Below are 26,204 nucleotides of genomic sequence, written 5' to 3' on the forward strand. Positions count from 1 at the left end.
GGTGGCGAAGGCGTTTATCCAGGCTGCGATTGAGGATACGTTGCATTTGGGTCAGGGACATGGGCCGACGAATCATTGGGCTTATCGCGATAGGCAGGCGGTGAAGGGCGAATGAGAGGGAATTTGCTTGATGAAGCTGCCCTGCGCCGGGCGCTCTCGGTCTATTTCATCATGGGCAGCAACAACTGCCGGAAAGACCCGCTGCACGTATTGAGTGAAGCCATCGAGGGCGGCATTACGCTTTTTCAATTCCGGGAAAAGGGTTCAGGTGCACTCAAGGGCAAAGAAATGGCCGAGCTTGCATGGAACATGCGGCAGTTATGCCGCCGGCATAGCATCCCTTTTATTGTTAACGACGATGTGGATCTGGCATTGGAAGTAGACGCCGATGGGGTGCATGTCGGCCAGGAGGACGAGGCCGCGGTGGCGGTAAGACGACGCATCGGCAGCCGGATCTTGGGCGTATCCGCTTATAATTTGCAGGAAGCAGAAACGGCGATTCGCAACGGCGCCGATTATTTAGGCGTCGGGCCGCTCTTTGCCACGATGACGAAAGAGGATGCGAAAGCGGCATCCGGGCTGGCATCCGTTTCTGAGCTGCGGGAGCGGGGCATTCGCATTCCTGTCGTCGGAATTGGCGGGATTACGGCTATGAATGCCGGGGATGTCATCCTCTCTGGAGCCGACGGGGTATCCGTGATTTCGGCGATCTCCATGGCAGAGATTCCCGTGGAGGCAGCGTCGGCTTTGAAGGTGGCAGTCCGGGAGGCAAGCCAAAGGCGGACCGGGCAGACCGGAACAGGACGGTGACGGCATGAAGGATGATGATATCAAACTGCAAGTCGAGGAGCGCACGGGTCCTGCTCGCAGCCTGCTCCTCGGGCTGCAGCATGTTTTCGTATCCAACGTTTGGCTCGACCCTTTGTTTATCGCGACAATGATCGGATTAACACCTGTCGCTGCCACATCATTTCTCAATGCCGTATTCATTGCGGCAGGCTTCGTGACCCTGCTTCAGGCGACGCGGCTGGCCAAGCTGCCCATCGTCCAGGGGCCGTCGGCATCTTTCGACTCCTTGATGATTACGACGGGTAAAACCCAAGGCTTGGCCGCCGCTTATGGTGGTATGTTGGTGAGCGCTGTACTTGTCTTTCTGCTATCGGCTACCGGACTCATCGGGAAAATTCGTGCCTGGTTTACTCCGGCAGTTTCCGGAACCGTCATCTGTGTCGTCGGTGTCGTGCTCTCCCAATTCACGATGTACGAATTTCTCGGGGGCGATCCGGGGACAAAAGGATATTTGGATATCACCACTCTCACGCTATCGGTTTCTACAGCGCTAGTGGTCGTTATACTATCCGTTTTTGGTAGAAGTTGGTGGAAAACCTACGCCTTCCTCATCGGTCTTTTGGTGGGCGACGGGATCGCAGCCTTCACACAGGGGATGGATTGGAACAGCGTCCGTACCGCCGCCTGGTTCGGCTTGCCTCATTTCATGCCCTTTGGCACTTTTAAATGGGATGCCGGAGTCATTCTAACCTTCATGGTCGCCTATATGGCGGCGATCATGGAAGCGATGGGCGTCTATCAGGCGGCGGCGGAGATGACCGATGCCGAGATGGATGGGGGGCCGCATCCGCCGGGGATTTATCGGAGAATCCACAGGTTCGTTGCTGTCATCCTTTCTCGGAGGACTGCCGACGACGGCTTACGCGCAAAACGTCGGCCTGCTGCGCCTGACCCGGAGCGGCTCTCGCTACCCGGTGATTTGGGCCGGGGGCATCCTGCTCATCCTCGGCTTCGTTCCCAAAGCCGGAGCTCTCCTGGGACTAACCCCCGGCGCCGTCATTGGCGGCTTATTTTTACCGGCTGCTGCGGGCCTGTTCATGTCCGGCATCTCTCTGCTCATGAAAATGGAGCGGACGGAAGCGAACTTTACCGTCGTAGGCGTATCGCTCCTTCTCGCCATCGCCCTACCCGGCAATGTGTCGGGGCTGACCGGGTTTTGGGGGACGCTTCTGACCAACGCCATCCTAGTCGGTGCATGCAGCGTTTTACTGCTCCAATTGTTGCTCGTGAAGTTGCCGGAGCGGTTCCGGAAAAGGGCTCAGCTGCCTTAACGGAATGAGTAATATTCACACAAGCAGGTTATGTACAGGTTAAAGTTGTACAGATAAGCCTTTATGAAGATTTGGCTTCAAGGTCTGGCGGTAACGTCAAGGCTGCTGAAGTTTCAACTTCTTCCTGAAGGCTTTTTGTGTTTCCTTAGCTTTTATGATTGGCCGTATCGATGTTCTTGTGAATAATGCGGGAGTTATTTTGGCGCTTTGCGAATGATTCAAGCTTCTGTCCCTTTGATGAAAGAGAATCGTTATGGGCGTATCGTCAATATCCCATCGGGGTTAGGAGCATTTGAGATTTTGCAAGGATTTTTGGGTTTAAAAGGATTGACAGCCGCTTATCGCATTTCTAAAACGATGCTCAATGCTCTGACATGCTTGGTTGCACAAGATACGGCTGTTTGGTTGGCAACGTTGGGGGAAGATGGGCCAAATGGGGATTATTTTCGCGATCACAAACCAGTTGCGTGGTAGGTTTTCACATTTAATGCTTGACATAATCTAACAGCTGATTTATAAATAAACCGACGGTCGGTTTTAAAAAAAGGAAGGAGCATGAAATGTCCAGAACAAATATCAACTACGATAAAAAACGCGACGAACTGGCAAAACAGGTCTTTGACATTTTTCTTCAATACGGATACGAAACCACAACCCTCTCATTCATCATGAAGAAGTTGAACATATCGAAGGGAGCGTTTTATCATTATTTTTCCACGAAGGAGGAATGTGCTGACTCAGCCGTAGCCTTGTACTCCAGGGACTGCTGCGAAAAGCTTATCGATCAGATTGATAACAACGTGTCGGCAGAGGTTAATTTTAAGAATCTGTGTTATTCCTGCTTTGAATTATTCAAAGACAATGAAAAAAGGATGGAAAAGATTAACACCCCGTCAAACGCCATTTTTCATCAGAAGCTGATGGCTGCTTTGGTTAAAGCTTTGGCTCCTTTGTATGCAAAAGTCATCGTCCAAGGCGTACATGATGAGATTTTTACAGCAAAATATCCTCTTGAGACAGCGCAGATGATTCTCACTTTGTCCAACTTTTATTTTGATGCGGATCTGTTCGGCTGGGAGGCGCAGGAAATGCCGGTAAAATTGCGGGCTTTCGAAGATTTCCTCACCCATGCGTTAGACGCAAAACCCGGCTCTTTTTCGTTTTTTCATAGCCTTTAGTGAAGGAGCATGATTATGAAGGTATTAATCGTTGGCACCGGCGTCATCGGTTCGCTGTACGGATGCGCATTGTCCGAAAACCATCGCGTTTTTCATTATGTTCGTCCGGAAAAAGCAAGTTTTTTGGATCGAAAGGAAATCACCTTCGACTTGATCGACGAGCGGCAGGACAAAAAGCATCGGAATACAACCGGCTGCTACACCTATCATTGTGTCACCGATGCGAGAGGCGGCTATGACTTGATTCTGGTTCCTGTCAAAACCTTTCAGTTGACGGAAACACTGCAGACTCTGGCGGAGCAAGCGCCGGATGCGAATTATGTGCTGATGACCCTCGATTGGAACTTAAGCGATGAATTTGACAGCATCCTCGGCAAAAGCCGTTACATACTGGGATACGCAGGCGGTGGCGGAACGTTCAGGGGAAATCAGCTCTGGGCTAATTTGGGAAACGATATCATGCTTGGGGCAATCCATGAGGAGCAGGGGAAGCTTCTGGACAAAGCGGTCGATTTATTCAAAAGCTGTGGGATCATTCCCAAAATAGAAGAGAATCCGCTCCATTGGTTGTGGATCCATAATGTTGGATCGGCTCCACTTGGCGCAGCCCTAACCAAGTATCGGGATATAAATCGGTTATTGCAGGATAAGCGGCTTGTTAAAACGTCATTTAAAGCGATGAGGGAATGCTACTCCATCTGCAAGAAGCGTGGCGTCGATTTAACAAAGTACGGAGAGGTCAAGATGATGTCCTTGCCGGCTTTTCTTCTCTACCCGATGTTTAGGCTGAATTTTACGAAAAATCCTGTCATGAAGAGATATACGGCCCATGCAGTGGATAGCATTGATGAAATGGTGCAGAACTTTCGTGAAATCTATGAAACCGGCTCTTTATTGGGTGTCGATATGCCGAATATGAGAATTCTAATGGAGCTAGTTCCACCTGTAGCCATGTCAAATACAATACGTTCCGTTCCTACTGCCCCTTCTTGAATTTTACCCGCTACAGTAATCAAGTCATGTAGATTCGATCATATTGATAGTTCGAGATTACGAAGCAGCTCCGAAATGGCGGTCATGATCGCAAAAGCCCTTGGTTTGTCCGCTAGTGCGACCTCTGGCAACGGCTTTGCGGACGAGCGGAATATTCCGCTTTGGGCCCATGGCGCGGTTACCGGGGTGAAACAGCTAGGCGTCGTCGAAGGTAAAGGCGCGAACACGTTCGACCCCGCAGGCCTTTTAACCAGAGCGGAAGCCGTAACGGTCCAGGTCGATATAGGCATTTGCCAAAGGTATTTTCGAGGAACGGAATTTGAAGGTTACGAATTGAAACGAGTTCAAGTCCCCTTCCTGTACTTCGACGGCGTCGTGCCGGTGAGGCTCTTGAAGGTGCGGTTGAAGTGAGTGAAATGCTCGAATCCCGCGGCGGCGGCGACTTCGATGATGCTGTGCCGGGTTTCCAAAAGGAGCCGCTCCGCCTCCCGTGTCCGGATGAGGTTCACGTAGCCAATCAAGGTAAAGCCGGTGACTGCCTTGAAGGTGCGGCTTAGGTAAGATGGGCTCATGCCGAACCACTCCGATAAATCGGTCAGAGTCACGGGTTCATGATAATGGAGATGAATGTGCTTGACGACGCCGGCGATTTTTTTATGCATCGGACTCATGGGCTCTTGGTCGATTTTTTCGCCTTCCGCCGCCTCGTTCAGCCGCTCTGCGAAAAGCAGAAGCTCGGTGAGCAGCACCCGCAAATAGGTCTCGAAACCGGCCCGGGCTTCCTTGATTTCATGGATCATTTTGCCGAAAATGCCCATAACGAAGCTGATCTGCTCTGTCGTCAGGCGGAAGAGAGCCCCCTCCTGCTGAAACACTCGGAACAGCTCGGGTCTGTAGAAGGGATGGTTCGTCCCAAGGAAGGCGTCGCTGAAGTTGATGACCAGCCGTTCATGCTCCGGCTTGCCGGTGATGGAGCTTTTGTGGACGTCGTATTTGTTGATGAAGATGAGATCCCCGGCTTGCACCTGATAGGAGCGTTCTTTAATAAAATAATCCCGTCGCCCAGAGATCAGATAATAGATTTCGTAGGTGCTGTGGAAGTGGTTGGTGCGTTCGAAAGGCTGAACCCGCCGCCATTGATGCATGTAAAAATTTCCTTCTTCTTCTCCGTAGTTGATCGTCTCGGTGTAAGCTGTCATATTTTCTCTCTCCGTTCTCCGTATGTGAAACCGGCTTGAATCGATTATAATAGAAGAAAAACGCGCAGATGGAGAACCCGATGGAAACGAAAACATGCAAAGAATCCAAATCGATCAAGACCAGCCACGTTTTTCCCAATGACGTCAACAACCACCACACCTTGTTCGGGGGCAGGCTGATGAGCCATATCGACGACATCGCGGCCATATCCGCTATGCGGCACTGCCGGACCAGCGTCGTGACGGCGTCCACTGACTCCGTCGATTTTCTTTCGCCTATCGAGCAAACGGACTCGGTTTGCCTGGAATCCTATGTGTCCTGGACAGGAAAAACGTCCATGGAAGTGTTCGTGAAAGTAACCGCCGAGAACCTGTTCACCGGTGAGCGCAAAATAGCAGCGACTTCTTTCCTTACTTTTGTCGCTATAGGCGAGGATGGCCATCCGTGTCCTGTTCCGCAAGTAGTTCCGGAAACGGAAGAAGAGCGGATGATCAACCAGAGCGGCGAGAAGAGGGCGCAAATGCGCAAGGCCCGCCGGCAGGAGAGCAAAAGCTTCGCCCAATTCTTGGCGATTAAGAAGCCTTGGGATTGACTTTAGAATGAGCGCCGGATAGGCGCTTTTTTCTTTCCGATTAAAGAGTACCAAAGGACTGAAGTTATCGCAAGATTGGCTAGATTTATGGCGCAAAGCGCAAAAATTGGTGAGACAATGCCCGTATTTTGCTCTATCCTGAAGAGGATAGGCAGCTTGCTAACAGGCTGCTCCTGACTATGAGTAGGCGGTGAGCGTTTTAATGAAAGCGTTTATGGATGACGATTTTTTGCTTGCGAATAAAACCGCGGTGGAGCTGTATCATGGCTATGCCAAAAATCAGCCGATCATCGATTACCATTGCCACCTGGATCCGAAGGAAATTTATGAGGACAAGCGTTTCGCCAACCTTACAGAAGCTTGGCTGTATGGCGACCATTACAAATGGCGGGCAATGCGGGCCAATGGGTGCGAGGAAAAATACGTGACCGGCGGCGATGGCGCCAGTGATTACGACCGATTTCTCGCCTATGCCAAAACGGTGCCGAATGCCATCGGCAACCCATTGTACCACTGGTCCTATCTTGAGCTTAGACGTCTTTTCGGCATCGAGGATGTCATCAACGAGAAAAATGCACCAGCCATCTGGGAGAAAGCCAACGCCCGTTTGAAAGAAGCCGGCTTCACCGCAAGAGGACTTATCCGCGCATGCAACGTCAAAATCCTGTGCACCACCGACGATCCGGCGGATAGCCTTGAATATCACATCAAACTGAACGACGAGGAACGGGATTTCAAAGTGCTGCCTTCCTTCCGCCCGGACAGAGCGCTCGAAATCAATAGTCCGACTTTCTTGTCCTGGATCCGCCAATTGGAACAAGCGGCGAAGCTTCCGGTTGTGGATTACAAACAATTGCTATCCACTTTGAAGAACCGCGTCGAGTTTTTCCACGAAGTCGGCTGCCGGATCTCCGATCATGGCTTTGACTATGTTCCTTATGCCGAAGCAACCGAGGCGGAAGCGGCTGCGATCTATGCCAAAGCGCTGCGGGGCGAATCGGTTTCCCTCGAGGAAGAGAAAAAATATAAAGCCTACACCCTCATTTATTTGGGAGGCTTGTACGCCGATTTAGGTTGGACGATGCAGCTGCATTTCAATGCCCACCGCAACAACAATACCCGCATGCTGGAGAAGCTGGGGCCGAATACCGGCTACGATTCCATTTATGACAGCTTGCCGGCGGTTTCGCTCGTTCGTCTTCTGGATAGCTTGGAACAACAAGACAGGCTGCCGCGAACCATCGTTTATTCATTGAATCCACGGGATAACGATATGCTCGCATCTGTGATAGGCAGCTTCCAAGGCGGCGGTATTCCCGGAAAAATTCAACTTGGTTCCGCCTGGTGGTTCAACGACACCCGGGACGGGATGCTCGCGCAATTGCACGCGCTTGCCAACATGGGCTTGCTCAGCCGTTTTGTCGGCATGCTGACCGACTCCCGCAGCTTCCTTTCATACACCCGTCATGAATACTTCCGCCGCATCCTTTGCAACTTGCTGGGCGAATGGGCGGAGAACGGCGAAGTTGCCGCGGACGTGGAAGAGCTGGGGCAAATGGTCGCTGCCATCAGCTACGGCAATGCGGTCAACTACTTCCGGTTTGAAGATTAGAAAACGATTGTAAGAAACTATCCGCATCCCTCATAGGCTTCCGCCTTTTCCTCTATTGCTTCTACTGAATAGAAATAAGAATAGATTCATGGAGACGGGAGATACGCGGGTGATGAAAAAGGATCCTTTCATCCTTATTCTTGTACTGTTTCTTCTGCTGGTTGTGTTACTCCTCATGACTTTCTTCTAGACTAAAGATGAGCATGTATTGAAAACGGCTTTCGGACAATTGACGTCCGAAAGCCGTTTTTTTTGTTGCGAAGTTCAGATTTGAGTCGTACCCGTCAGCTTTGCGTATATTGCGGCTCTTCATTCTCGATTTGAGTTACTCGGGAGGCAACTTGATCGACGATTTGCTGCGTGTTCTGGGCAGCTTGCTGGAACATTTGCTTCGCTTCTTGATTTTGCGTGTTCAGAGCGAAGGATTCCAGGCTGGCCTGAGCGCTTTTTAATGAGGCTAACGCTGTTTTTACTTGAGTTATAACCGTCATCGTTTCATTCTCCTTTGGGATAGGTTCTTTATGTTATGGACAGCCGTCTCTACTGTTCCACCATGAGCCGGATATTATTCTGCTTATATCCTAATCGTTTTGGGCGAAGAATAAGCAAAAAACGGATAAAGGGGGAGAATTAGTTGCCGGAGTGGTTCGTAATCGTTCTTCGTTCCCTTGGCGCCATCGTGATTTTGTTCCTCTTGACGAGGATTCTGGGGAAAAAGCAAATGTCCCAGCTAACCTTTTTCGAATATATAACGGGGATTACCCTCGGCGAACTGGCGGGGTTCATTTCCACGGAGCTGGAAGCCCATTACATGTACGGTGTGATCGCGCTGTTGGTTTGGTTCACGGTGCCATTTATCATGGAACATTTGGCCATGGGCAACCGCAAGCTGAGACAGCTGTTGGAGGGAAAACCCACCGTTGTCATTCAGGGCGGCAAGATTCTGGAGGATAATTTGAAAAAGGAACGGTTTTCCGCCGATGAGCTGATGGAGCAGCTGCGGAAGAAGGATGTATTCGATATCAGCGAGGTCGAGTATGCGGTGCTTGATCCGACGGGCGATCTGAATGTTCTTAAAACCAAGGAGACTCAGCCGCTCACCCCAAAATCCTTGGGCATCAAAATGGCTAAGGAACCGTCGCCGCAGGTTGTGATCATGAACGGTAAGGCATTGACTGAAGCGTTGGGGCAATTGGGATTTAACTTGGGATGGCTGCGGACAGAGCTCGAGAAGCTCGGGGTATCCATGGATAACGTTTTTATTGGACAGGTCGATGCTTACGGTCAATTGACCGTCGATCTGTTCGATGACAAGCTGCAGGTTCCAAAAGGTCAGGAGAAGGAAGCCCTGTTTGCCCTACTCAAGAAAATCGCCGCAGATCTGGAATTGTTCCGCCTCACGACGGAGAATCCGAAAGCCAAGCAATTGTATGGTAACTGTGTTAAACAAATGGAGCAAATCATTAAGGATCTCACCCCTTACTTGAATCGATAGCCAGCACATGTTTCCATTCGGTTTGAGACAGACTAGACCCAAGAAATTCGATTACGGCTTTAAGGAAAGGAAGGAAAACGGTGGCGAACAAAAATAAAAAGATGACGCCTGCTCAACAGCAGTATCAAAAGGTGGCCAAGACGAAAGAACCGCCGCGTCCCATCTTGTCAAACTGCGTAAAGGCGTTTTTTTCAGGAGGCTTGATCTGCCTGATCGGCGAATGCCTGATGGAACTGTTCAAACACAACGGGTTTACTGAAAAAACGGCGGGCAATCCAACCGTGGCGGTGCTGATCCTCCTATCCGTCATTTTGACGAGTCTTGGGGTGTACGACAAGATTGCCCAATGGGCAGGCGCCGGATCGGCCGTTCCGGTGACGGGCTTCGCCAACTCGATGTGCTCAGCTGCTCTTGAGCATCGCAGCGAGGGACTCGTCTACGGGGTGGGAGGTAACATGTTTAAATTAGCCGGATCGGTCATCGTCTTTGGAACGGTTGCGGCTTTTTTCATTGGGATTCTCCACGGGTTATTCACCTAAGAAAGGAGGGCTTCGTTATGATGACCGGACATCAGAGCTGGCTCTTTAGTGCCAAGCCTGTTATATTGGGTCGCGCCGCTGTAGTCGGACCGGAGGAGGGAAAGGGTCCTCTTGCCGCCGATTTCGACGAGATCTATGAGAGCTTGACGCTAGAGCAAAAAAGCTGGGAACAGGCGGAACGGAAGCTGATGGAGGAAGCGGCCAAGCTGGCTATAAAAAAAGCGGGGATCACCAAGGAACAAGTCAATTTTTACGTCGGCGGCGATCTGATGAACCAGATCATCAGCACCACCTTTGCTGCCCGAACATTCGGCGTTCCTTATCTGGGAGTCTTCGGCGCCTGCTCGACGGCGATGGAGAGCTTGGCAGTGGCTTCTCTTATCGTGCAAACAGGCGGCGGCAAGTACGTGTTATGCGGCACTTGCAGTCATAACTGCACGGCAGAAAAGCAATTCCGTTATCCGACGGAATACGGCTCTCAAAAGCCGCCGACAGCCCAGTACACCGTGACGGGAGCCGGAGCTTCCATCGTTGCAGCGGCGGGAGATGGGCCGGTGGTGACTCGCGCCACTATCGGCAGGATTGTCGATATGGGCATTAAAGACCCGTATAACATGGGTGCAGCCATGGCGCCGGCTGCGGCGGATACCATCGCTGCCCATTTCCGGGATTTCCGGTTGGAGCCGGGGTATTACGATATGATCGTGACAGGAGATTTGGCTTCTGTCGGCCATGAACTGGTCAAGGATCTACTTAAGGAGAAAGAGGTACCGTACGCCCAGACGGATTTTACGGATTGCGGCTTGATGATCTACGACCGGAAAAAGCAGCAGGTTCAAGCGGGGGGAAGCGGTTGTGGCTGCTCCGCCTCCGTCACATATGGACACTTGCTAAACCGCCTTGAAAAAGGGGAAGTGAAGAGGATTCTGGTGGTGGCGACGGGGGCGCTCCTATCTCAGATTTCCGCCCAACAAGGCGAGACGATTCCTTGCATCGCCCATGCCGTAGCGATTGAACGAAAGGAGGCGGCGGGAATATGATGCAGTACGTTTGGGCTTTTGTCATTGGCGGTGGGATATGCGTCTTCGGACAGATTCTCATTGACGGGTTTAAAATGACGGCTGGACATACCATGAGCACCCTAGTAGTGATTGGCGCCATCGTGGATGGACTGGGCTGGTATGACCCGTTTATCAAGTTCGCCGGTGCCGGCGCTACGGTTCCTATCACCAGCTTTGGCAATTCACTGGTTCACGGCGCTCTGCAGGAATTCGACCAGCACGGTTGGATCGGGATATTGACTGGTATTTTCGAAGTGACGTCGGCGGGGATCTCCTCCGCTATCATTTTTTCCTTTCTGGCGGCGCTTTTGTTCCGGCCTCGCGGATAGCTTTTCCCTTTTTGCTTTACACAAAGGTTCCATATAGCCGCGCTTTATTCCAGATGGAAGAAGCCGCGGTTTTTTTGCGTTCCGAAAAAAGGAATGAAATGGATGAAGTGACAAACAAATTTAGAAGGGCTTCCCTGTACGGAGATTCTCAAATCCTGTAAAATGAAACTAGTATAACAATCTTGTGAATGAAAATTTCCTCAAAAGAGCTAATTTATTCCATCATATACTATTGGAGGAACCGACATGGAGGGTAACCGGAAAGCCGATCTGGAAATTGTACAGCGCTTGCAAAACAATCTAGAGTCATGCATCCTGGGAAAACGGGAAGAAATCAAGCTTCTCCTGACCGCTCTTCTAGCGGGAGGCCACGTTTTGCTGGAGGATGTACCGGGTACGGGGAAAACCGTGCTGATCAAGGCGTTAGCCCGTTCTATCAAAGGCCAATACCGACGCATTCAGTGCAATCCCGACCTGCTTCCAACTGATATTACAGGCGTATCGATCTACCACCCGAAAATGGAGTCATTTGTTTTCCGTCCGGGTCCGGTGATGACTAATATTTTGCTAACCGATGAAATTAACCGAGCGACGACAAAGACCCAATCCGCTTTACTGGAAGCGATGGAAGAGCATCATGTCACCGTCGACGGCGAGTTGTATGAGCTGCCGGAGCCCTTTTTGCTTTTGGCCACCCAAAACCCAATAGATTTCGAAGGGACCTACGTGCTTCCAGAAGCCCAATTGGACCGCTTTATGTTGAAATTCAGCCTCGGTTATCCGGACGAAGCCACGGAGTACCGCATGCTGGTTTCCCAAAGCAAGGTTCACCCGGTGGAAACCTTGGAGCCCGTCGCCGATACGGAGCAAATACTCGCCTTGCAGCAAAAGGTCCATGATATCTACCTGGAAGAGGAAGTCGGCAAATATATCGTAAATATCGTGCGTAAAACTCGGGAGCATCCGTCCATTTTCCTGGGCGCCAGCCCCCGTTCCACCTTGGCTCTGACTCATGCTGCTAAAGCATACGCTTTCATTCAAGGCCGGGATTTCGTTCTACCCGACGACGTCAAAACCCTCGTGCCGCCCATCTTGGGCCACCGGATCTTGCTTCATTCCGAAGCCCGGTTGGAAGGGATGACGGTCAGCTCCGCCCTTCGTTCGGTGATGGAGCAGGTGAAGGTGCCCGTCCGGATGCAGAGGTGATCAGGGATGGGTGTTTTAAACCCTAGACAGGAAAGAAAGCTGACTTTACGATTCTGGCTCGTTCTAATTGTTTTTATATCGGCGCTGTCTTTCATGCTTTTTCAGGGCGGAAAGTTTGCGCTTATGATTTTCGTGATTACCTTTATCCTGTGCATATATATCCTGCTTGGAAGATACAGCGGCATTAACCGGGTCAAAGGAGTGCGCTATGTCAGCGGCGGTTACGATGACGAACCGTTGGAAGCCGGAGTCACCCTCGGAGTCAAAATTGATGTCCAGGTGCCAGGTATTTGGCCGATTCCTTATGTCATCGTTAAAGATACGCTGGTCCATCGCAGCAAAGGGAAGACCTCCTTTGAGTCGACCTTGATTCCTGATTGGAAAAGGACAGGATCGGTGGAGTATCGCACTCATCCTTTACGCCGCGGTTTATATCGGTTTGAACGGACGGATTGCTCTACGGGCGATATTTTCGGTGTCTTCGATCATAGAGGGCAGATGGATTTGGGGCATCATTTCAGCGTTTATCCCCGCACCATCGGGATTACCGAATGGAAGCAGATGAACCAGATGTTGAAAGGGATGCACCACCACAGTTCTACGACCCGTGCCCATCGGGAAACGACGCAGATCAACGGCGTCCGGGAGTATAACTATGGTGACCGGCTTTCCCGCATCCATTGGAACGCCACGGCGCGAACGGGAACATGGAAATCCAAAGAATTCGAGCGGGAATCGATGCCAAAGACCATCATTGTCCTCGACCGCAGCCAGAGAAGCTACGGGAGCGAGGAGGTTTTTGAAACGGGCGTCTCAGTCGCCGCCTCGCTTTTTCAATACGGCAAAAAACGCGGTGTGTCCATGGGGCTGCTGTCCGTCGGAAAAGACTCCGTCATGATCGAGCCTAAAGTAGGTGCCGTTTCTTTTGTCCAAGTGATGAACCATCTCATCGATGTTCAGGCTGACGGTTACCACCCGCTTTTGAGCATACTGGAGGATCGTTCGCGCAATCTGAGCCCCGGCACCTTCGTCGTGCTGATCACTCCGCAGAAGGGCGAGGGTGTATGGAAGGCGCTGAACTGGGTGCACCAAAAACAGATGAACGGCTGCCACATCCGTCTCGGCTGGGACCCTGCGGAAGATCCGGCTCCATGGGTGAAGTTTGTGAACTCTAAAGGATTTCTCGCTTATCCGGTTTCCTCTCTTGAAGATCTTCCCGCCGTGTTGGGAGGTCGAGGCTATTGAAAGCAACTGTAATGCAGAAAAGTCGATCTTTTCTGCTCGAGTATTTGCTGACTCACTGGCAGCGGATTTTCATCACGCTTTTCACTGGCCTTTTCCTGTATTCCTTCGTCCATTGGTTTGGTGAGGAGGACCCGGGCTTCTTGCCGAAAACGGTTCAAGTCATTACCTTAACACTCGTCATTGTGGGGCTAACGGAGTTTGTTCCCCTGAAGTTGAAATTCCTGCAACGTTTTTTTCAGCTTTTACTGATTACGGTGATGCACGGTTTTGCACTGCACTATCACTTGGAGATTGTGAAAGTGCGGAACCTGTCCAATCTGCAGGACTTGCTATACTTCAATTACATTCAGTTTGATCCTTATTATTTGTATGGGTTAGGTGCATGGATTGTATTTTTGGCTGCATTGTGGTGGGTTCGCAGCATCCGGAGGATTTACCTGATAATGGCCGCCGGCATTCTTGCCATGGCCCTCCGGGATTCCTTCAGCACTATCTATCTGTGGGATGAAGCGGCGCTGATGATTTTAAGCGGGCTGTTCCTCCTGGTCATCCGCCATTTTTCCAATTTGAAGGATAAAAATCCCGTCGGCTGGGGATATATCGCGGATTATCCGATCAGCTTCTCATTGCCCATCGTGCTGCTTTTGACGATTACCGTCTGGATCGGAACGGGAATGCCGGAAATCCGCAACCCGTTGAAGGATCCGTACAGTATGTACATGGATTGGAAGGGGCATCCTGTTGCCGGAGTAGGGAAGTTTGCCGAACTGGACACGCCGATCAGCCTCAATCTGAATACCTCTTCGGGCTACAGCCGCGACGATAGCCATCTGGGTGGCGGTTTTACCTTCGATTACAGCGAAGTGTTCTCCGTTGATACGACCTATAAAAGCTATTGGCGGGGTGAGACACGCTCCTTCTATACGGGGAAAGGCTGGGAGCAAACGAAACAGGAAGGGTCCTACGAATCTGTTAGCGGGCCGGGCGGACAGTTTACAGCAAGCGACCGTTTCGCCACGCCGAAGCTGAAGACCGTGGAAGTCGAGCAAACCGTGACCTTCAAAAAGAAGTCACCCGATTATCCGGTGTTGTTTGCTGCTTTATCTCCGTCGAGCATCGTCAATTTAGGCGAACCGGACGGCGAAAAAGGAGACTATAAAGCGGTCCTCTGGCAGCCGGATTCCCAATCGCTGCTATGGGAGAAGAACGCCGGCGTGTATCCCAAATCCTATAAAGTGATATCTCAACTGCCGATTTTAGATGAAGCCGGTCTTCGTCAGGTGACGATGGATTATCCGGAAAAGAAGCTGCTTCAAGATGAACTGCAGCTTCCCGACACGCTACCGGATCGGGTTCGGCAGCTGACATTGGATATCACCAAGGATGCTGCGACGCCCTACGATAAAGTGAAGGCCATTGAGAACTATTTGAAAGAAACATATCCCTATACCAGCGAGCCGAAAGAGAGTTCCGCCGGCTCTAAAGATTTCGTGGACCGGTTTCTTTTTGAAACAAAAGAAGGCTATTGCGATTATTATTCCACCTCAATGACGGTGATGAGCCGAATCATCGGCATGCCGGCCCGTTGGGTGAAGGGCTACAGCACAGGCTCAGATCCGAGGGAGAACGGTCTCTCCAACGATATGCGTTATCATATGGAAGATATCAATCCAACCGGACGCGGCACCTACTCGGTCCGAAATTCCAATGCCCACTCTTGGGTGGAAGTGTACTTTAGCGGGTACGGCTGGATTCCTTTCGAACCGACAGCTGGTTTCAGCGTTCCGTTAGCCGCATCGCCCGATGCTTCACCGGATGATTCAAATTTATCTGCGTTGAATCCTACCGATGATGTAGGAGCAAATGAGCATGCGGTCCACACACCTTTCTGGCAGACGACTTGGTTTTTGGTTGCAGCAGGATCCTTGATCGTTGTCGCGTTGATCGTTGTTTTCTGGCTCTTCGTACTACCTCGATCCCTGGTCAAGAAAGGCAAGATCAAATGGCTTCCCTCGTGGCTTATGCGTCGTCGCAAGGTCCGGACACCGGGGCAAGAACTGATTCGGGAGTATGAGAAGCTGGTGCAAGCGTTCCGTAAGAAAGGGTTTCAAGTCCACGATTATGAAACGGCGAGAGAAACCATTTTCCGTTGGCGCGAGATGGATGTTTGGCTGACCCGGGATTTGGAACAATTCCTCGACCTGTTCGAAAAAGCGAAATACAGTCCTCGGCCGGTGACGGCGGACGAAGTGGTACAGGCGGCAGGTCATGTACGCCGGATTCGTGAACAGCTGTTGTAGGTTAAGCGCGAAAACTGAATCAATAGACGTATGAAAAAGAGGTCGCTCATCTGGCGGCCTCTTTTTTGTTCGGTTGGTTGGCGGTTAACGATCGTTATCTGCTCGTGACATGAAATTTTCCTTTAGTTGAACAATCCCCTACGAAGCAGATTAGCTGTGATTGGTTCTCGCCCAATTTCTCTCGCCCATACAGACAACTGACCCATGTGGTGTATTTCGTGAGCGATGACGTGACGCATGATTTCTCCATGTTTATAGGTTATCCATTCACCATTATCACGTAGAAGTGTCAGCTCATTACGTTCCATTTCCGATGTCCATGACATAACAAATGGCTCCACTTCTGCGTGAAACTGCATAGATAAATCTTGCACCTGCCTCAGACTACTGTGCGCCTCGAAGGGCTCTTGTCCAAAATCTGCTTTTCCCTGCACTACGCTGTGGATCCAACTATATTCCAAATAAACGATGTGATACAGGGTTTTTAAGATTCCGCCAACACCGCCAATTCGAGTTTTAAGTAATTCATCTTCAGATACATCCTCACACCAAGAGAACCAGTCATTCCGAACCTGCCAGTTGTATAGGAATAGAGTCTTCATTATTGAGCGCCTCCTCATCGATATCACCGAAATATTCTGGCTATCCAGACAAACTAATTTGTTACATAACCATATACTTCATTACCCGAACAGGGTTACTCGTAAGCAATGTCAGCAAGGTACCCTTCAGAAGCTGCTGCTAAATCTTCTCCATGCAGAAAAATTTGCAATCCCCGGCGGCCGCCGCTAATACTGACAGGATCCATCGATTTTACAGACGAATGCAAGTAAAGGGGGTACTTTTTCTTCATGCCAAGGGGAGAGACGCCACCCCGTATATAGCCTGTAAGGGATTGAATTTCTTTGACAGCCACCATTTCAACTTTTTTATTTCCGCTTACGGAAGCTAAGCTCTTCAAATTCAATTCCTTATCTCCCGGAATACAGGCTGCTATGATACCGGACTTGTCCCCTCTTAAGATGAGTGTTTTATATAGCTGACTTGGGAGTAAGCCCACTTTGGTGGCAACAGTTGTCGCATCCAATTGATTTTCATCCCAAACGTATTCATGCAGCGTATATGTTATATGGAGGGTATCGAGTATCCGGCAGGCATTCGTTTTGATTGACATTGATTCAAACCTCTTTCTGGAAAGTATTGAGGGGTTGAACAAGCATAATTATAAATTATCCCATCCCATAATAAAATGAGCAGGCTGCCGTAGGGGATTAGGGATTCTCTGTTGAGCTATCCTGCCCGTTAATTCAAAAAAATAGGGATCATCTGACTGCGCGGCATCAGGTGATCCCTATTTTTGTAACGTTCAGCTAAAATATTCAGCTATTTTGTTCATCTATATTGGCTTGTTTATTTAGTGTATTTGCTATTTTGGATAATGACCCAATGCTTGAAAATACGTTTACCGCTTCAGTCGGAACGAAAAGGGTGGTCGCCTGTCCTTTTGATATTTCCCCCAAAGCTTCTAAAGATTTATAGGTAAGAAACTGAGGATCCGCTTCAGCGCTTTTGATTTTTTCGATTCTATTTTTTTCCGCCTCCGCTATGGTCTCAATCTTAAGTTTGTCAGCCCCAGCTATAATTTTTATGGCCGCTCCCTTTCCCTTGGCGTCCAATTCCTGTGATAATTGATTTCCTTCCGCTATTCGAATATTCGACTCTTTCTGCCCCTCGGCTTGCAGAATCATAGCTTGTTTCGCACCTTCGGCACGTAAAACTTCCGCCTGTTTTTCTCCATCTGCACGTAACACCGCGGCTTGCCTTTCCCCTTCAGCCTGTAAAATATTAGCCCGTTTCTCCCGCTCTGCTTTCATTTGCTTTTCCATCGCGTTATGAATTTCGATTGGGGGATGGATATCGATTACCTCCACACGTTCGATGTTTACCCCCCATTTTTCAGTTGCCGCTTCCAAAGAATGTCTTAGGTACAAACTGATTTTTTCTCTGCCGGCAAGGGTTTCATCCAGTTCCATATTGCCTACGACTTGACGAATGTTCGCCGCCGTGATGTTTATTATGCCTTTTACATAATCATGAATACTGTAGGTTGCTGCCATTGCATCATGAACGAAATAAAAGAAAACCGTATCAATCTTAATTTGAACATTATCCTTCGTAATCACCATCTGAGAGGGGACGTCTGCTTGCTGAATCCGTAAATCGTGCAGGTGTCTTACTCTGTCGACGAATGGAATGATGAGATGGAAGCCAGGGTTCAACACTCGAAGGAATTTTCCCAATCTTTCGATGACTGCGACTTTCTGCTGCGGGATAATCCGGATAGAACGGATAATGGCAAACACTACTAATGCACTAAGCCCTAGCAGCACGACCAATTCAAAGGTCCATAAAATTGAACTCATCTTGTTCAACCTCCATGTTTATTTCTTATGGTTCACTATGTTTAAGACAAACTTGCTCATGGTTTCTCCATTTGTAAAAGGAGCCAGATTTGTTAGAAGATTCGGATCAAGCTGGCTCACATCCATACTTGAAATCAAGATCTGAATGTATTCTTTGCCCAAAAAGGGGGCTAAACTAATCATTCTGCTATTTGAGATTGTGCCATTAGCGCCTTTACTTACTAGCTTGCCAAAGGTTTCTTTACTAATAAAAGGAGCTAACTCTCCAATAACATCCCAATTCAAGCTGCCATCTTCTATTTGTAGAACCATTCGTTCCAGTTGCTCATGATCGAGAAATGACGCAAATTCCATCAATTGCTGGAAACTCATCTTATCCTTTATCGATTTATCTAATAGTTGATTCAAACAACGATTGCTTATATACGGGGCAAGATGAAGAATCGCCTTCCATTGCCATTCATCCTCTGGGATCTGCAAAATTAATGACTCTAGAGCTTCCGTTCCGAGAAATGGGGCCAAACTTTCAACCACATCTAGATGAATCCGGGTTTGGCTGACATTCTTCGTGACTTGATTAAGCGTACTAGCCTTGACCAACGGAGCCACCTGTACCAAATCTTCCAAATAAATCTGCCCTTGATTGATCATCTCGGCGACTAGATTCGGCTTGTTCTCGGCGATTCGCTCCACCATTTCACCGAATGGTTGTTGAGGCTGTTCTAGCGCTTGCCCCCCGTTCAGTAAGGTATCCGTAGTAATCTGAAACCGTTTAGCAAGGACCAAAATCGTGCCTATATCCGGCAGGGATTCGCCGCGCTCCCATTTTGATACGGCTTGATGACTTACGTTTAATTGATCGGCAAGCTCCATTTGAGTCATATCTTCGAGTTTTCGCAGCTTCGATATATAGGCCCCGATTTTTTTTACATCGAGCATTCTTATTCCTCCAATAAGGAACCGTTTACAGTGCGCACTGTTGTGATTAGGATAGCATAAATGTTGGAAGCCTCCTATCAAGTATTAGTTGAACAAGACGCCTTACTCCATGCAACTACCGCTTGAATTCTCAATTCCTAAGCATTGGAGTGTCAGCCCGGCGATATTTTAGAATATAAGAGAGGCGAATAAAGGGACGTTGAAATGAACAAGTGCAGTTGATTCGTTTTTTGCATGAAAATGGAGAAGTGTGGTATAGTTTCAATACTACAATCCTTATGGATGAGATATTTTGAGGTGAACGGATGCTGCAAAAGTTTGTGCCGCGTCAGCAGGTGGCGACAATTTATGAGATTGTCCTTGCGGAATTGTGGGACAAGGGAATCCGGGGAATCATTACGGATCTGGACAATACTCTCGTAGGAGCGAAGGAACCGCTGGCTACTCCCGAGCTTGTGGAATGGCTGAAGCACGTGCAGGCAGCGGGTTTTAAAGTCGTGATCGTATCCAATAACAAGGAAGCCCGGGTAAGCCGTTTTGCTTCACCCTTGGGCATTCCTTTCCTTTTTGCCGCCCGCAAGCCTTCCAATCTGGCTTTTCGGCGTGCGCTACAAGTAATCGGACTGGATGCTGAGCAAACCGCCGTTTTGGGCGATCAGATGATGACGGACGTTCTGGGCGGAAATCGAATGGGTCTGCATACGATTCTCGTTCAACCCATCTCACCGGCGGACGAAGGGTTCTTTACCCGGATCAACCGCAGGTTGGAGAAAATCGTCATCCGCTGGATGAAGAAACAAAGCAGCAAATGAACCCCGCAGGAGGAATTTCATGACGAAGCGGCTTGAAGATAACAGCATGCATGGAACGGATGGGGAGGAGCTCCGCTGCGAAGGCTGCGGTGTCGCCCTGCAAACGGACGATCCGGGGCGGATCGGCTACGTTCCCGAACAGGCGTTGGCGAAGATCCCGGTGATCTGCCAGCGCTGTTTCCGTATCAAGCACTATAATGAAGTGTCCGGCGTTACCCTGAATCAGGATGACTTTTTGAAGATACTCGGGGCGATCGCCGCCACTAACAGTTTGGTCGTCCATATCGTCGATATTTTTGATTTCGAAGGTAGTCTGATTGCCGGCTTGCAGCGGTTTATCGGCAACAATCCGGTACTGCTGGTCGTCAATAAAATCGACCTGCTGCCGAAGGTGACCAACCTGAACCGTATCCGCAATTGGGTGCAAAAGCAGGCGGCGGACAATGGCTTGAAAGTCGTCGACGTCGTTCTGTGCAGCGCACGTAAAAACATGGGCTTTGACGTGCTGTTGTCGAAGCTCGATACGTACCGCAAAGGCCGCGATGTTTATGTCGTCGGCGCTACCAACGTCGGGAAATCGACACTGATCAACCGGCTGATCCGGGACTACAGCGACCTGGAAGGGGAACTGACCACATCGCCTTATCCGGGGACCACGCTGGACGAAGTACGGATTCCATTGGACGACGGGAAGAGCATCATCGATACGCCGGGGATCGTTTATCGGCACCGGCTGACCGAATTGATCGACAAGAAAGAGCTTCCGGTCATTATGCCATCTGCCGTTTTGAAACCGATGGTCTACCAGCTAAATGAGAAGCAGACGCTTTTCTTCGGCGCCCTTGCCCGGATGGATTTCATTAAGGGAGAACGGCAGTCCTTTACGTGCTATACCGCCAACTCCTTAAAGATTCACCGCACCAAACTGGAAAACGCCGACGAACTGTACGCCACGCACAAAGGCGAACTGCTGCAGCCCCCGGCTTTGGAGAATCTGGATAAACTTCCGCCGCTTACGAAGCATCCGGTTCGTATTCCGAAAGGAATGAAGACGGACATTTTGATCTCCGGGTTGGGTTGGATTACCGCGAATAGCCCGCTTGGTGCAGAAGTGGAAGTGTACGCGCCTAAAGGCGTACGGGTCACGGTGCGCTCCGCTTTGATTTAAACGTGCACGCCGAGTGTTTAGAGAGGGGAAGAAGCATGTCGGTTATCACTCACGCGCCAATTATCGATACGGGGACCCGTTTGTTCGGTGTATTCGGTGATCCGGTAGGCCATTCCAAGTCCCCGCTCATGCTGAACCGGGCCTTTTCCGAAAAGGGTATCAATGCCGTTTATGCCGCTTTTCATATCAAACCGGGCACACTGAAAGATGCGATTGCCGGAATTCGCGCTTTAGGCTACGGCGGTGTCAATGTTACCATCCCCCACAAGTTGGAGGTTATGGACTACTTGGACGAGATCGATGAGGCAGCCCGCCGCATTGGCGCCGTAAATACAGTCGTCAACCGGGATGGAAGGTTGATTGGGTACAACACCGACGGGATCGGTTATGTCCGATCTCTCATAGAGGAAACGGGCTGTCATCCCAAGGGCAAGTGCATTCTGATGGTCGGTGCCGGCGGAGCTGCCCGGGCTATTGCCTTCGCCTTGGCGGCGGAAGGGGCGGCGGAAATCGTCATCGCCAACCGGACTCCGGAGAAAGCGCAGGAGCTAGCCCAAGCCGCTAGCGGTTATGGAGCAGTTACGGGCATCGGACTCACGGAAGTTCCCGTTGTCATGGAGAGAGCGGATATCGTGATCAACACGACACGCATCGGCATGCATCCAATGGTGGATGAAACGCCGATCCGCGCCGAGTGGATTCGTCCCGGCATGTTAGTCAGCGATATCGTGTATAATCCGCGCATCACATTGTTGCTGAAGGAAGCGGAAGCCCGCGGCGCCCGCATTCACAGCGGACTAGGCATGTTCATCTATCAAGGGGCTTACGCATTTGAGTATTGGACCGGCGATACGGCTCCCGTAGCCGCCATGAGGGAAGCTGTGGAACAAGCCCTCGGCGCATAACCCAAATGCCGCAGCATAGAACAACGGTATATTATTTCGCAGGAATAGAGGGTAAAATCATGTTGACTGGAAAACAAAAACGTTATTTAAGGTCGATGGCCCATCATTTGACCCCCATTTTTCAAGTGGGCAAAGGGGGCATGAACGACCATCTGATCCGGCACGTGGAGGAAGCGCTGGAAACCCGTGAGTTGATCAAAGTGTCGATTTTGAACAACTGCATGGACGACCGGGATGAAATTGCCGCTGAACTGGCTGAAGGCGCAAGCGCGGAACTCGTTCAGGTCATTGGCAAAACCATCGTGCTGTACAAAGAATCGACGGATCACAAAACCATCGAGCTTCCGTAAGGCGGGGACCGCATGAAGATTGGAATCATGGGAGGCACCTTCGATCCGATCCATCTGGGGCATCTGATCGCAGCGGAACGGGCTTGCGAGGAAGCGGCGCTGGATGAAGTGTGGTTCATGCCCGCTCACGTGCCGCCGCATAAGCGAAACGCGCCGCAAACGGATTCCGCCCGCCGCTTGGAGATGGTGGAGCTGGCCGTTGCCGGCAACCCACGGTTTCGGGCGTCGGATTTTGAAATCCGCCGGGGAGGCACCTCCTTTACGGTAAGCACCATGGAGGAGATGGTCCGGGAGTTCCCGGATCGGGAGTTTTATTACATTATCGGCGCCGACATGGTGATGTATCTGCCCCATTGGCACCGGATTGGCGATCTTGCCAAGCTTGTCACGTTTATCGGCCTTGCGCGTCCGGGTTATGCACTCCAGTTGGAGCAACTGCCCTGGGAGCTTCGGGATAAAATCCGGCTTGTGCCCATGCCGCTCGTTGAGATATCCTCCACCGACATCCGCGCCCGTGTCCGGGACGGAAGGTCATACCGGTATCTCGTTAGCGTTCCGGTACAGCGATATATCGAGGAGAACCGACTCTATGAGACTTGATTTTGAACGGTTGAAAGCTACCGTAAAGCGGGAGCTTCCGGCAAAACGCTGGCAGCATACTGTCGGCGTTATGAAGTCATCCGTCCAGCTGGCCCAAAAATACGGAGCGGACCCGGCCAAGGCCGAGCTTGCCGGTCTTCTTCATGATTACTGCAAGTATTGGCCTGTTGAGAAGCAACGTCAGGTCATTCTGGAGAGTGATCTTTCCAAGGACTTGCTGCTTTTCGATAAGCCTTTGTGGCATGGGCCGGTGGGGGCTTATGTGGTGCAGCGGGATTTCGGGGTGGACGATGAGGAAGTACTGGACGCCATCCGTTATCATACATCCGGCCGGGAAGGCATGACGCTTTTGGAAAAAGTGGTCTGCCTCGCCGATTACATCGAGCCGGGACGGGATTACCCGGAAGTGGCGCATTTGAGGACGCTGGCGGAGACCAGCATGGAAAAGGCGTTGATTGCCGGTTTTGATTCGACGATCCGCTTTCTATTGTCTCGGGGCGAGAAAATCTTCCCCTTGACACTGCTCTCCCGCAATGCACTTATTGATGAACTACGGAAAAAGGAGGGATAGTCAATGACGAAAAACGCATTGCTTTCCGCTGTGTGGAAAGCGGCCGACGATAAAAAAGCGCTGGATTTGATCGCTCTCGATCTTCAGGGCATATCGCTGATTACCGATTATTTCGTGATCTGCCACGGCAATTCGGAAACTCAGGTGCAAGCCATCGCTACGGAAATCCGTAAGCAAGCGGAAAAGCTGGGAGTCCGGGTACGCGGGGTTGAAGGAATGGATAAAGCCCGTTGGGTGCTGGTTGATATGGGGGATGTGGTAGCCCACGTATTCCACCGGGACGAGCGGGAGTATTACAACATTGAGCGTCTGTGGTCTGACGCGAAGGAAGTTGAACGGGTATGAGCCTTGAAGCAGGTTATGTGTATGAGTTGACCATAGCCCGGGAAGTGTCTCCCTACGGCTATTTCGTCACTGACGGCGCGGAGGAAGTGCTTCTCGCTTATGCGGAAACCGATAAGGTGAAAGGGAAAAAACCAGGGGAGAAGCTTCAGGTTTTCCTTTTCTACGATACCGAGGACCGGTTGGCCGCTACGCAAAAAACGCCGCTTATCCGCATGGGCGAAGTGGCACTTTTGGAAGTGGTGGAAATCCATCCCCGTTTCGGCACCTTTCTCGATATGGGGCTGGGCAGGCATCTGCTCCTTCCTTTTAAGGAGCAGCCGGAGTTCAAAGACCTGCGGCCAGTTCCCGGTGACAAGGTTTTCGTCACTTTGGCTCATGATCGGCAAGGCCGGCTCATCGCCAAGCTCGCCGGAGAGGATGAGCTGGCGCCGCTCACTTTCCACGCGCCAAGCGCTTGGATGAACCAGTGGCTGGACGTGCGGGTGTACAAGGCGCTGCAAATGGGCAGCTTCGCGGTAGTAGACGGCGGCGTGCTCGGCTTCGGCGTCATCGGCATGATCCACGCCAGCGAGCGGACGCATCCGCTGCGGGTGGGGGAGACGGCGAAAGCGCGGGTCGTGTATATCCGGGAAGACGGCCGGGTCAACTTGTCCATGCGCCAGTCCAAGCATGTGGGCCGGGAAGAGGACGCGGACAAGATTTTGGCGTTTCTCCGTAGCCGGCCGCAGTTCTCGATGCCCTATTCCGACAGCACGTCGGCGGACGTCGTCCTCGCCAAATTCGGGATGAGCAAAGGGGCCTTCAAGCGGGCGTTGGGCAAGCTGATGAAGGAAGGTCTTATTAGCCAGAAGGAAAATTGGACATATCTGCAGGAGTCGGCTGCCGGATCGGCGTCAGAGCCTGCGGATGATGGACAAGCTTGATCGGTTGTTGCATCGAGTGCATTTCGTTTGACTTAATACCGTTTTGTGCTAAAAAAGATGAACAAAATGCACTTCGTAGTCACCCGCAATGCCCGCTCCATCCCGCATATTCTGTGGATCGTTTCAAGGATGGTCGGAGAGCGGAGATTATGGTTCAAGTCGCCCTTCCTCCAAGAAGGGCTTCTTTCATGCTTGAGAGGAAGGAGCGATCGGATTGGCATACGGACAATTTGCCGCCTGTTATGACAGGCTGATGGAGGATATGCCTTACCGGGAGTGGCTGGCATTTCTGGAGGAATGCTGGAACCGGTACGGACGGCCGGAAACCATTGTGGATCTGGGCTGCGGCACCGGCACCCTCACCTTGCCCCTCGCTAGCAGCGGCTTCCGGATGACAGGTATCGACCTGTCGGAAGAGATGCTGGCTGCAGCAAGGATGAAGGAGGAAACGATGCTGCCGGGCCTTACGTCCTCTGCCGGCGGTCGGGTGGAATGGCTGCAACAGGATATGCGGGAGTGGGAGCTGCCCCGGCAGGCGGATGCAGCCATCTCCCTTTGCGACTGCCTCAATTATCTTACGGATGATGAGGACCTGATTACCGCTTTCCGGCAAACCTTTGCGGGCTTGAAGCCGGGTGGGCGGTTCATCTTCGACATGAACACTCCTTACCGCTATCAAGGTTACGCCGAGGAACAGCCCTTCGTTCTGGATGAGGATGATATTGCCTACATCTGGACGTGTGAGCTTGAGGAGACGACGTGCGAGATCGAGCATCACCTCTCGATTTTTGTCCGGGAGCAGGGGGAGAAAGGTGCCCGCGATCTCTTCTACCGCTTTGAAGAGATGCACCGTCAGCGGGGGTACGACATCCAGTGGATTGAAACGGCTCTTCGCGAGGTTGGCTTCGCTCGGGTCGAGGCATTCGCCGATTTTACCTGGCGGCCGGCGGACGAGGAGACGGAGCGGGCATTTTTCGTGGCGGTAAAGCCATAAAGCATCCATAAAAGAAACGAAACAGCAGCGGCATCCGAAAGGAGGCCGCTGCTGTTATTTAGGCTTTCACAACCCTGCCGGATTTCAGGCAGCCGGTACATACATAGGCATGCTTGGCTACCCCGCCGATAAGGATTTTCATGCGTTGTATATTCGCTTTCCGCACTCTCCTGTGCCTACCGGTCACATGAGAGTGAGAGTAGGATGTCTTCTTGCCGAATGCGGCCGTTTTGCTGCAAATAGAACACTTCGCCATCGGTTATCCTCCGTTCGATCCGTAATGGACGCCGGCCGGAAACCCCGC

31 protein-coding genes and 2 pseudogenes are annotated in these 26,204 nt (G+C 51.0%); 26 read left to right on the top strand and 7 right to left on the bottom strand.

Going from position 1 to position 26,204, the window contains the following annotated elements; all coding sequences use genetic code 11:
• The 8 genes and pseudogenes from TJ79_RS27855 to TJ79_RS00315 all read left to right on the top strand — a co-directional run.
• A pseudogene (locus TJ79_RS27855) lies at positions 1 to 115 on the top strand (bifunctional hydroxymethylpyrimidine kinase/phosphomethylpyrimidine kinase); the annotation flags it as partial.
• Complete coding sequence (gene thiE / locus TJ79_RS00290) at positions 112 to 810, top strand: thiamine phosphate synthase (protein WP_040948287.1); 699 nt, start codon at positions 112 to 114, stop codon at positions 808 to 810. The pseudogene TJ79_RS27855 and the gene thiE, both read left to right, overlap by 4 nt.
• A 4-nt stretch (positions 811 to 814) precedes the next feature.
• Positions 815 to 1,567, top strand: a pseudogene (locus tag TJ79_RS28380) (uracil-xanthine permease family protein); the annotation flags it as partial.
• 55 nt (positions 1,568 to 1,622) lie between these two features.
• Positions 1,623 to 2,120 (top strand): solute carrier family 23 protein, encoded by a 498-nt coding sequence (locus TJ79_RS28385; RefSeq protein ID WP_272944727.1) that lies wholly within the window; start codon positions 1,623 to 1,625, stop codon positions 2,118 to 2,120.
• A gap of 213 nt (positions 2,121 to 2,333) precedes the next feature.
• Positions 2,334 to 2,594, top strand: a complete 261-nt coding sequence (locus TJ79_RS00300; protein ID WP_052339132.1) for a Rossmann-fold NAD(P)-binding domain-containing protein — start codon at positions 2,334 to 2,336, stop codon at positions 2,592 to 2,594.
• Positions 2,595 to 2,680: 86 nt separating this feature from the next.
• Positions 2,681 to 3,298: a TetR/AcrR family transcriptional regulator gene (locus tag TJ79_RS00305; protein WP_040948288.1), complete on the top strand. Its 618-nt coding sequence runs from the start codon at positions 2,681 to 2,683 to the stop codon at positions 3,296 to 3,298.
• Positions 3,299 to 3,313: 15 nt separating this feature from the next.
• Positions 3,314 to 4,291, top strand: a complete 978-nt coding sequence (locus TJ79_RS00310; RefSeq protein WP_052339133.1) for a ketopantoate reductase family protein — start codon at positions 3,314 to 3,316, stop codon at positions 4,289 to 4,291.
• A 75-nt stretch (positions 4,292 to 4,366) separates the two neighbouring features.
• Positions 4,367 to 4,702 (top strand): S-layer homology domain-containing protein, encoded by a 336-nt coding sequence (locus TJ79_RS00315; protein ID WP_040948289.1) that lies wholly within the window; start codon positions 4,367 to 4,369, stop codon positions 4,700 to 4,702.
• Here the strand turns inward: TJ79_RS00315 and TJ79_RS00320 are convergent.
• Positions 4,636 to 5,490, bottom strand: coding sequence for an AraC family transcriptional regulator (locus TJ79_RS00320; RefSeq protein WP_040948290.1), 855 nt, complete (start codon positions 5,488 to 5,490; stop codon positions 4,636 to 4,638). The genes TJ79_RS00315 and TJ79_RS00320 overlap by 67 nt on opposite strands.
• A 68-nt stretch (positions 5,491 to 5,558) precedes the next feature.
• Here TJ79_RS00320 and TJ79_RS00325 point away from each other — a divergent pair, with 68 nt between their 5' ends.
• Both TJ79_RS00325 and uxaC read left to right on the top strand, forming a co-directional pair.
• Entirely contained in the window at positions 5,559 to 6,083 is a 525-nt protein-coding gene (locus TJ79_RS00325; protein ID WP_040948291.1) for an acyl-CoA thioesterase, read from the top strand.
• A 202-nt stretch (positions 6,084 to 6,285) separates the two neighbouring features.
• Positions 6,286 to 7,695, top strand: a complete 1,410-nt coding sequence (gene uxaC, locus TJ79_RS00330) for a glucuronate isomerase (RefSeq protein ID WP_040948292.1) — start codon at positions 6,286 to 6,288, stop codon at positions 7,693 to 7,695.
• A gap of 284 nt (positions 7,696 to 7,979) precedes the next feature.
• Here uxaC and TJ79_RS00335 read toward each other — a convergent pair whose 3' ends face one another.
• Positions 7,980 to 8,186, bottom strand: coding sequence for a DUF1657 domain-containing protein (locus TJ79_RS00335; protein ID WP_040948293.1), 207 nt, complete (start codon positions 8,184 to 8,186; stop codon positions 7,980 to 7,982).
• A gap of 143 nt (positions 8,187 to 8,329) precedes the next feature.
• On the opposite strand from TJ79_RS00335, the gene TJ79_RS00340 reads away from it, so the two are divergent.
• The 7 genes from TJ79_RS00340 (at position 8,330) to TJ79_RS00370 (ending at position 15,870) form a co-directional block, all read left to right on the top strand.
• Positions 8,330 to 9,190, top strand: a complete 861-nt coding sequence (locus TJ79_RS00340) for a DUF421 domain-containing protein (protein WP_040948294.1) — start codon at positions 8,330 to 8,332, stop codon at positions 9,188 to 9,190.
• 101 nt (positions 9,191 to 9,291) lie between these two features.
• Positions 9,292 to 9,729, top strand: coding sequence for a stage V sporulation protein AC (gene spoVAC / locus TJ79_RS00345; protein ID WP_040948334.1), 438 nt, complete (start codon positions 9,292 to 9,294; stop codon positions 9,727 to 9,729).
• Between the two features lie 17 nt (positions 9,730 to 9,746).
• Positions 9,747 to 10,769 carry a stage V sporulation protein AD gene (spoVAD, locus tag TJ79_RS00350; RefSeq protein ID WP_040948295.1) on the top strand — a complete coding sequence of 341 codons (1,023 nt, stop codon included), beginning with the start codon at positions 9,747 to 9,749 and terminating at the stop codon, positions 10,767 to 10,769.
• Positions 10,769 to 11,119, top strand: coding sequence for a stage V sporulation protein AE (gene spoVAE, locus TJ79_RS00355; RefSeq protein WP_040948335.1), 351 nt, complete (start codon positions 10,769 to 10,771; stop codon positions 11,117 to 11,119). The genes spoVAD and spoVAE overlap by 1 nt, the downstream gene beginning before the upstream one ends.
• A 246-nt stretch (positions 11,120 to 11,365) precedes the next feature.
• Complete coding sequence (locus TJ79_RS00360) at positions 11,366 to 12,325, top strand: AAA family ATPase (protein WP_040948296.1); 960 nt, start codon at positions 11,366 to 11,368, stop codon at positions 12,323 to 12,325.
• Positions 12,326 to 12,448: 123 nt separating this feature from the next.
• Complete coding sequence (locus TJ79_RS00365; RefSeq protein WP_238322707.1) at positions 12,449 to 13,570, top strand: DUF58 domain-containing protein; 1,122 nt, start codon at positions 12,449 to 12,451, stop codon at positions 13,568 to 13,570.
• Complete coding sequence (locus TJ79_RS00370; protein ID WP_052339135.1) at positions 13,567 to 15,870, top strand: transglutaminase TgpA family protein; 2,304 nt, start codon at positions 13,567 to 13,569, stop codon at positions 15,868 to 15,870. Before TJ79_RS00365 ends, TJ79_RS00370 begins: the two co-directional genes overlap by 4 nt.
• Before the next feature lie 122 nt (positions 15,871 to 15,992).
• Here TJ79_RS00370 and TJ79_RS00375 read toward each other — a convergent pair whose 3' ends face one another.
• The 4 genes from TJ79_RS00375 to TJ79_RS25565 all read right to left on the bottom strand — a co-directional run bounded on the left by TJ79_RS00375 (position 15,993) and on the right by TJ79_RS25565 (position 19,232).
• A complete protein-coding gene (locus TJ79_RS00375) occupies positions 15,993 to 16,472 on the bottom strand; it encodes a DinB family protein (RefSeq protein ID WP_040948297.1) in 480 nt (159 codons plus the stop codon).
• A 95-nt stretch (positions 16,473 to 16,567) separates the two neighbouring features.
• On the bottom strand, positions 16,568 to 17,044 hold the full coding sequence (gene ybaK, locus TJ79_RS00380; protein WP_040948298.1) for a Cys-tRNA(Pro) deacylase: 477 nt from the start codon (positions 17,042 to 17,044) through the stop codon (positions 16,568 to 16,570).
• Positions 17,045 to 17,249: 205 nt separating this feature from the next.
• Positions 17,250 to 18,257 carry an SPFH domain-containing protein gene (locus tag TJ79_RS00385; protein WP_040948338.1) on the bottom strand — a complete coding sequence of 336 codons (1,008 nt, stop codon included), beginning with the start codon at positions 18,255 to 18,257 and terminating at the stop codon, positions 17,250 to 17,252.
• 54 nt (positions 18,258 to 18,311) lie between these two features.
• Positions 18,312 to 19,232 (bottom strand): helix-turn-helix domain-containing protein, encoded by a 921-nt coding sequence (locus tag TJ79_RS25565; protein WP_052339136.1) that lies wholly within the window; start codon positions 19,230 to 19,232, stop codon positions 18,312 to 18,314.
• Positions 19,233 to 19,537: 305 nt separating this feature from the next.
• Here TJ79_RS25565 and TJ79_RS00395 point away from each other — a divergent pair, with 305 nt between their 5' ends.
• From TJ79_RS00395 to TJ79_RS00435, 9 genes are all read left to right on the top strand, one after another.
• A complete protein-coding gene (locus TJ79_RS00395; RefSeq protein ID WP_040948299.1) occupies positions 19,538 to 20,044 on the top strand; it encodes a YqeG family HAD IIIA-type phosphatase in 507 nt (168 codons plus the stop codon).
• A 19-nt stretch (positions 20,045 to 20,063) separates the two neighbouring features.
• Positions 20,064 to 21,212, top strand: coding sequence for a ribosome biogenesis GTPase YqeH (gene yqeH, locus TJ79_RS00400; RefSeq protein WP_081756605.1), 1,149 nt, complete (start codon positions 20,064 to 20,066; stop codon positions 21,210 to 21,212).
• Positions 21,213 to 21,247: 35 nt separating this feature from the next.
• Positions 21,248 to 22,117 carry a shikimate dehydrogenase gene (aroE, locus tag TJ79_RS00405; protein WP_081756606.1) on the top strand — a complete coding sequence of 290 codons (870 nt, stop codon included), beginning with the start codon at positions 21,248 to 21,250 and terminating at the stop codon, positions 22,115 to 22,117.
• A gap of 59 nt (positions 22,118 to 22,176) precedes the next feature.
• Positions 22,177 to 22,467, top strand: a complete 291-nt coding sequence (gene yhbY / locus TJ79_RS00410; RefSeq protein WP_040948300.1) for a ribosome assembly RNA-binding protein YhbY — start codon at positions 22,177 to 22,179, stop codon at positions 22,465 to 22,467.
• 12 nt (positions 22,468 to 22,479) lie between these two features.
• The gene (locus TJ79_RS00415; protein ID WP_040948301.1) at positions 22,480 to 23,067 is read left to right on the top strand and encodes a nicotinate-nucleotide adenylyltransferase; all 588 of its coding nucleotides are present in this window, start codon (positions 22,480 to 22,482) and stop codon (positions 23,065 to 23,067) included.
• The gene (yqeK, locus tag TJ79_RS00420; protein WP_040948302.1) at positions 23,057 to 23,638 is read left to right on the top strand and encodes a bis(5'-nucleosyl)-tetraphosphatase (symmetrical) YqeK; all 582 of its coding nucleotides are present in this window, start codon (positions 23,057 to 23,059) and stop codon (positions 23,636 to 23,638) included. Before TJ79_RS00415 ends, yqeK begins: the two co-directional genes overlap by 11 nt.
• Positions 23,639 to 23,641: 3 nt before the next feature.
• Positions 23,642 to 23,983 carry a ribosome silencing factor gene (gene rsfS / locus TJ79_RS00425; protein ID WP_040948303.1) on the top strand — a complete coding sequence of 114 codons (342 nt, stop codon included), beginning with the start codon at positions 23,642 to 23,644 and terminating at the stop codon, positions 23,981 to 23,983.
• The gene (locus TJ79_RS00430) at positions 23,980 to 24,906 is read left to right on the top strand and encodes a CvfB family protein (RefSeq protein WP_040948304.1); all 927 of its coding nucleotides are present in this window, start codon (positions 23,980 to 23,982) and stop codon (positions 24,904 to 24,906) included. Before rsfS ends, TJ79_RS00430 begins: the two co-directional genes overlap by 4 nt.
• A 253-nt stretch (positions 24,907 to 25,159) precedes the next feature.
• Positions 25,160 to 25,900, top strand: coding sequence for a class I SAM-dependent DNA methyltransferase (locus TJ79_RS00435; RefSeq protein WP_081756609.1), 741 nt, complete (start codon positions 25,160 to 25,162; stop codon positions 25,898 to 25,900).
• A gap of 58 nt (positions 25,901 to 25,958) precedes the next feature.
• On the opposite strand, the gene TJ79_RS26425 is transcribed toward TJ79_RS00435, so the two are convergent.
• Positions 25,959 to 26,156 (bottom strand): large ribosomal subunit protein bL28, encoded by a 198-nt coding sequence (locus TJ79_RS26425; protein WP_081756607.1) that lies wholly within the window; start codon positions 26,154 to 26,156, stop codon positions 25,959 to 25,961.
• Between the last annotated feature and the right edge of the window lie 48 nt (positions 26,157 to 26,204).

This window comes from Gorillibacterium massiliense (assembly GCF_000455485.1).
In the GTDB taxonomy this organism is placed as follows: Bacteria; Bacillota; Bacilli; order Paenibacillales; family NBRC-103111; genus Gorillibacterium; species Gorillibacterium massiliense.

Excerpts from the sequence above, each read along its gene's own strand:
- TJ79_RS28385 (WP_272944727.1), top strand. The coding sequence starts at position 1,623 with ATGGGGGGCCGCATCCGCCGGGGATTTATCGGAGAATCCACAGGTTCG.
- yqeH (WP_081756605.1), top strand. The coding sequence starts at position 20,064 with ATGACGAAGCGGCTTGAAGATAACAGCATGCATGGAACGGATGGGGAG.
- spoVAC (WP_040948334.1), top strand. The coding sequence starts at position 9,292 with ATGACGCCTGCTCAACAGCAGTATCAAAAGGTGGCCAAGACGAAAGAA.
- yhbY (WP_040948300.1), top strand. The coding sequence starts at position 22,177 with ATGTTGACTGGAAAACAAAAACGTTATTTAAGGTCGATGGCCCATCAT.
- TJ79_RS26425 (WP_081756607.1), bottom strand. The coding sequence starts at position 26,156 with ATGGCGAAGTGTTCTATTTGCAGCAAAACGGCCGCATTCGGCAAGAAG.
- spoVAE (WP_040948335.1), top strand. The coding sequence starts at position 10,769 with ATGCAGTACGTTTGGGCTTTTGTCATTGGCGGTGGGATATGCGTCTTC.
- TJ79_RS00375 (WP_040948297.1), bottom strand. The coding sequence starts at position 16,472 with ATGAAGACTCTATTCCTATACAACTGGCAGGTTCGGAATGACTGGTTC.
- TJ79_RS00360 (WP_040948296.1), top strand. The coding sequence starts at position 11,366 with ATGGAGGGTAACCGGAAAGCCGATCTGGAAATTGTACAGCGCTTGCAA.
- ybaK (WP_040948298.1), bottom strand. The coding sequence starts at position 17,044 with ATGTCAATCAAAACGAATGCCTGCCGGATACTCGATACCCTCCATATA.
- TJ79_RS00395 (WP_040948299.1), top strand. The coding sequence starts at position 19,538 with ATGCTGCAAAAGTTTGTGCCGCGTCAGCAGGTGGCGACAATTTATGAG.
- thiE (WP_040948287.1), top strand. The coding sequence starts at position 112 with ATGAGAGGGAATTTGCTTGATGAAGCTGCCCTGCGCCGGGCGCTCTCG.
- TJ79_RS25565 (WP_052339136.1), bottom strand. The coding sequence starts at position 19,232 with ATGCTCGATGTAAAAAAAATCGGGGCCTATATATCGAAGCTGCGAAAA.
- TJ79_RS00415 (WP_040948301.1), top strand. The coding sequence starts at position 22,480 with ATGAAGATTGGAATCATGGGAGGCACCTTCGATCCGATCCATCTGGGG.
- TJ79_RS00335 (WP_040948293.1), bottom strand. The coding sequence starts at position 8,186 with ATGACGGTTATAACTCAAGTAAAAACAGCGTTAGCCTCATTAAAAAGC.
- TJ79_RS00310 (WP_052339133.1), top strand. The coding sequence starts at position 3,314 with ATGAAGGTATTAATCGTTGGCACCGGCGTCATCGGTTCGCTGTACGGA.
- TJ79_RS00300 (WP_052339132.1), top strand. The coding sequence starts at position 2,334 with ATGATTCAAGCTTCTGTCCCTTTGATGAAAGAGAATCGTTATGGGCGT.
- TJ79_RS00320 (WP_040948290.1), bottom strand. The coding sequence starts at position 5,490 with ATGACAGCTTACACCGAGACGATCAACTACGGAGAAGAAGAAGGAAAT.
- yqeK (WP_040948302.1), top strand. The coding sequence starts at position 23,057 with ATGAGACTTGATTTTGAACGGTTGAAAGCTACCGTAAAGCGGGAGCTT.
- TJ79_RS00325 (WP_040948291.1), top strand. The coding sequence starts at position 5,559 with ATGGAGAACCCGATGGAAACGAAAACATGCAAAGAATCCAAATCGATC.
- TJ79_RS00435 (WP_081756609.1), top strand. The coding sequence starts at position 25,160 with ATGGAGGATATGCCTTACCGGGAGTGGCTGGCATTTCTGGAGGAATGC.
- spoVAD (WP_040948295.1), top strand. The coding sequence starts at position 9,747 with ATGATGACCGGACATCAGAGCTGGCTCTTTAGTGCCAAGCCTGTTATA.
- TJ79_RS00365 (WP_238322707.1), top strand. The coding sequence starts at position 12,449 with ATGATTTTCGTGATTACCTTTATCCTGTGCATATATATCCTGCTTGGA.
- aroE (WP_081756606.1), top strand. The coding sequence starts at position 21,248 with ATGTCGGTTATCACTCACGCGCCAATTATCGATACGGGGACCCGTTTG.
- TJ79_RS00315 (WP_040948289.1), top strand. The coding sequence starts at position 4,367 with ATGGCGGTCATGATCGCAAAAGCCCTTGGTTTGTCCGCTAGTGCGACC.
- uxaC (WP_040948292.1), top strand. The coding sequence starts at position 6,286 with ATGAAAGCGTTTATGGATGACGATTTTTTGCTTGCGAATAAAACCGCG.
- rsfS (WP_040948303.1), top strand. The coding sequence starts at position 23,642 with ATGACGAAAAACGCATTGCTTTCCGCTGTGTGGAAAGCGGCCGACGAT.
- TJ79_RS00430 (WP_040948304.1), top strand. The coding sequence starts at position 23,980 with ATGAGCCTTGAAGCAGGTTATGTGTATGAGTTGACCATAGCCCGGGAA.
- TJ79_RS00305 (WP_040948288.1), top strand. The coding sequence starts at position 2,681 with ATGTCCAGAACAAATATCAACTACGATAAAAAACGCGACGAACTGGCA.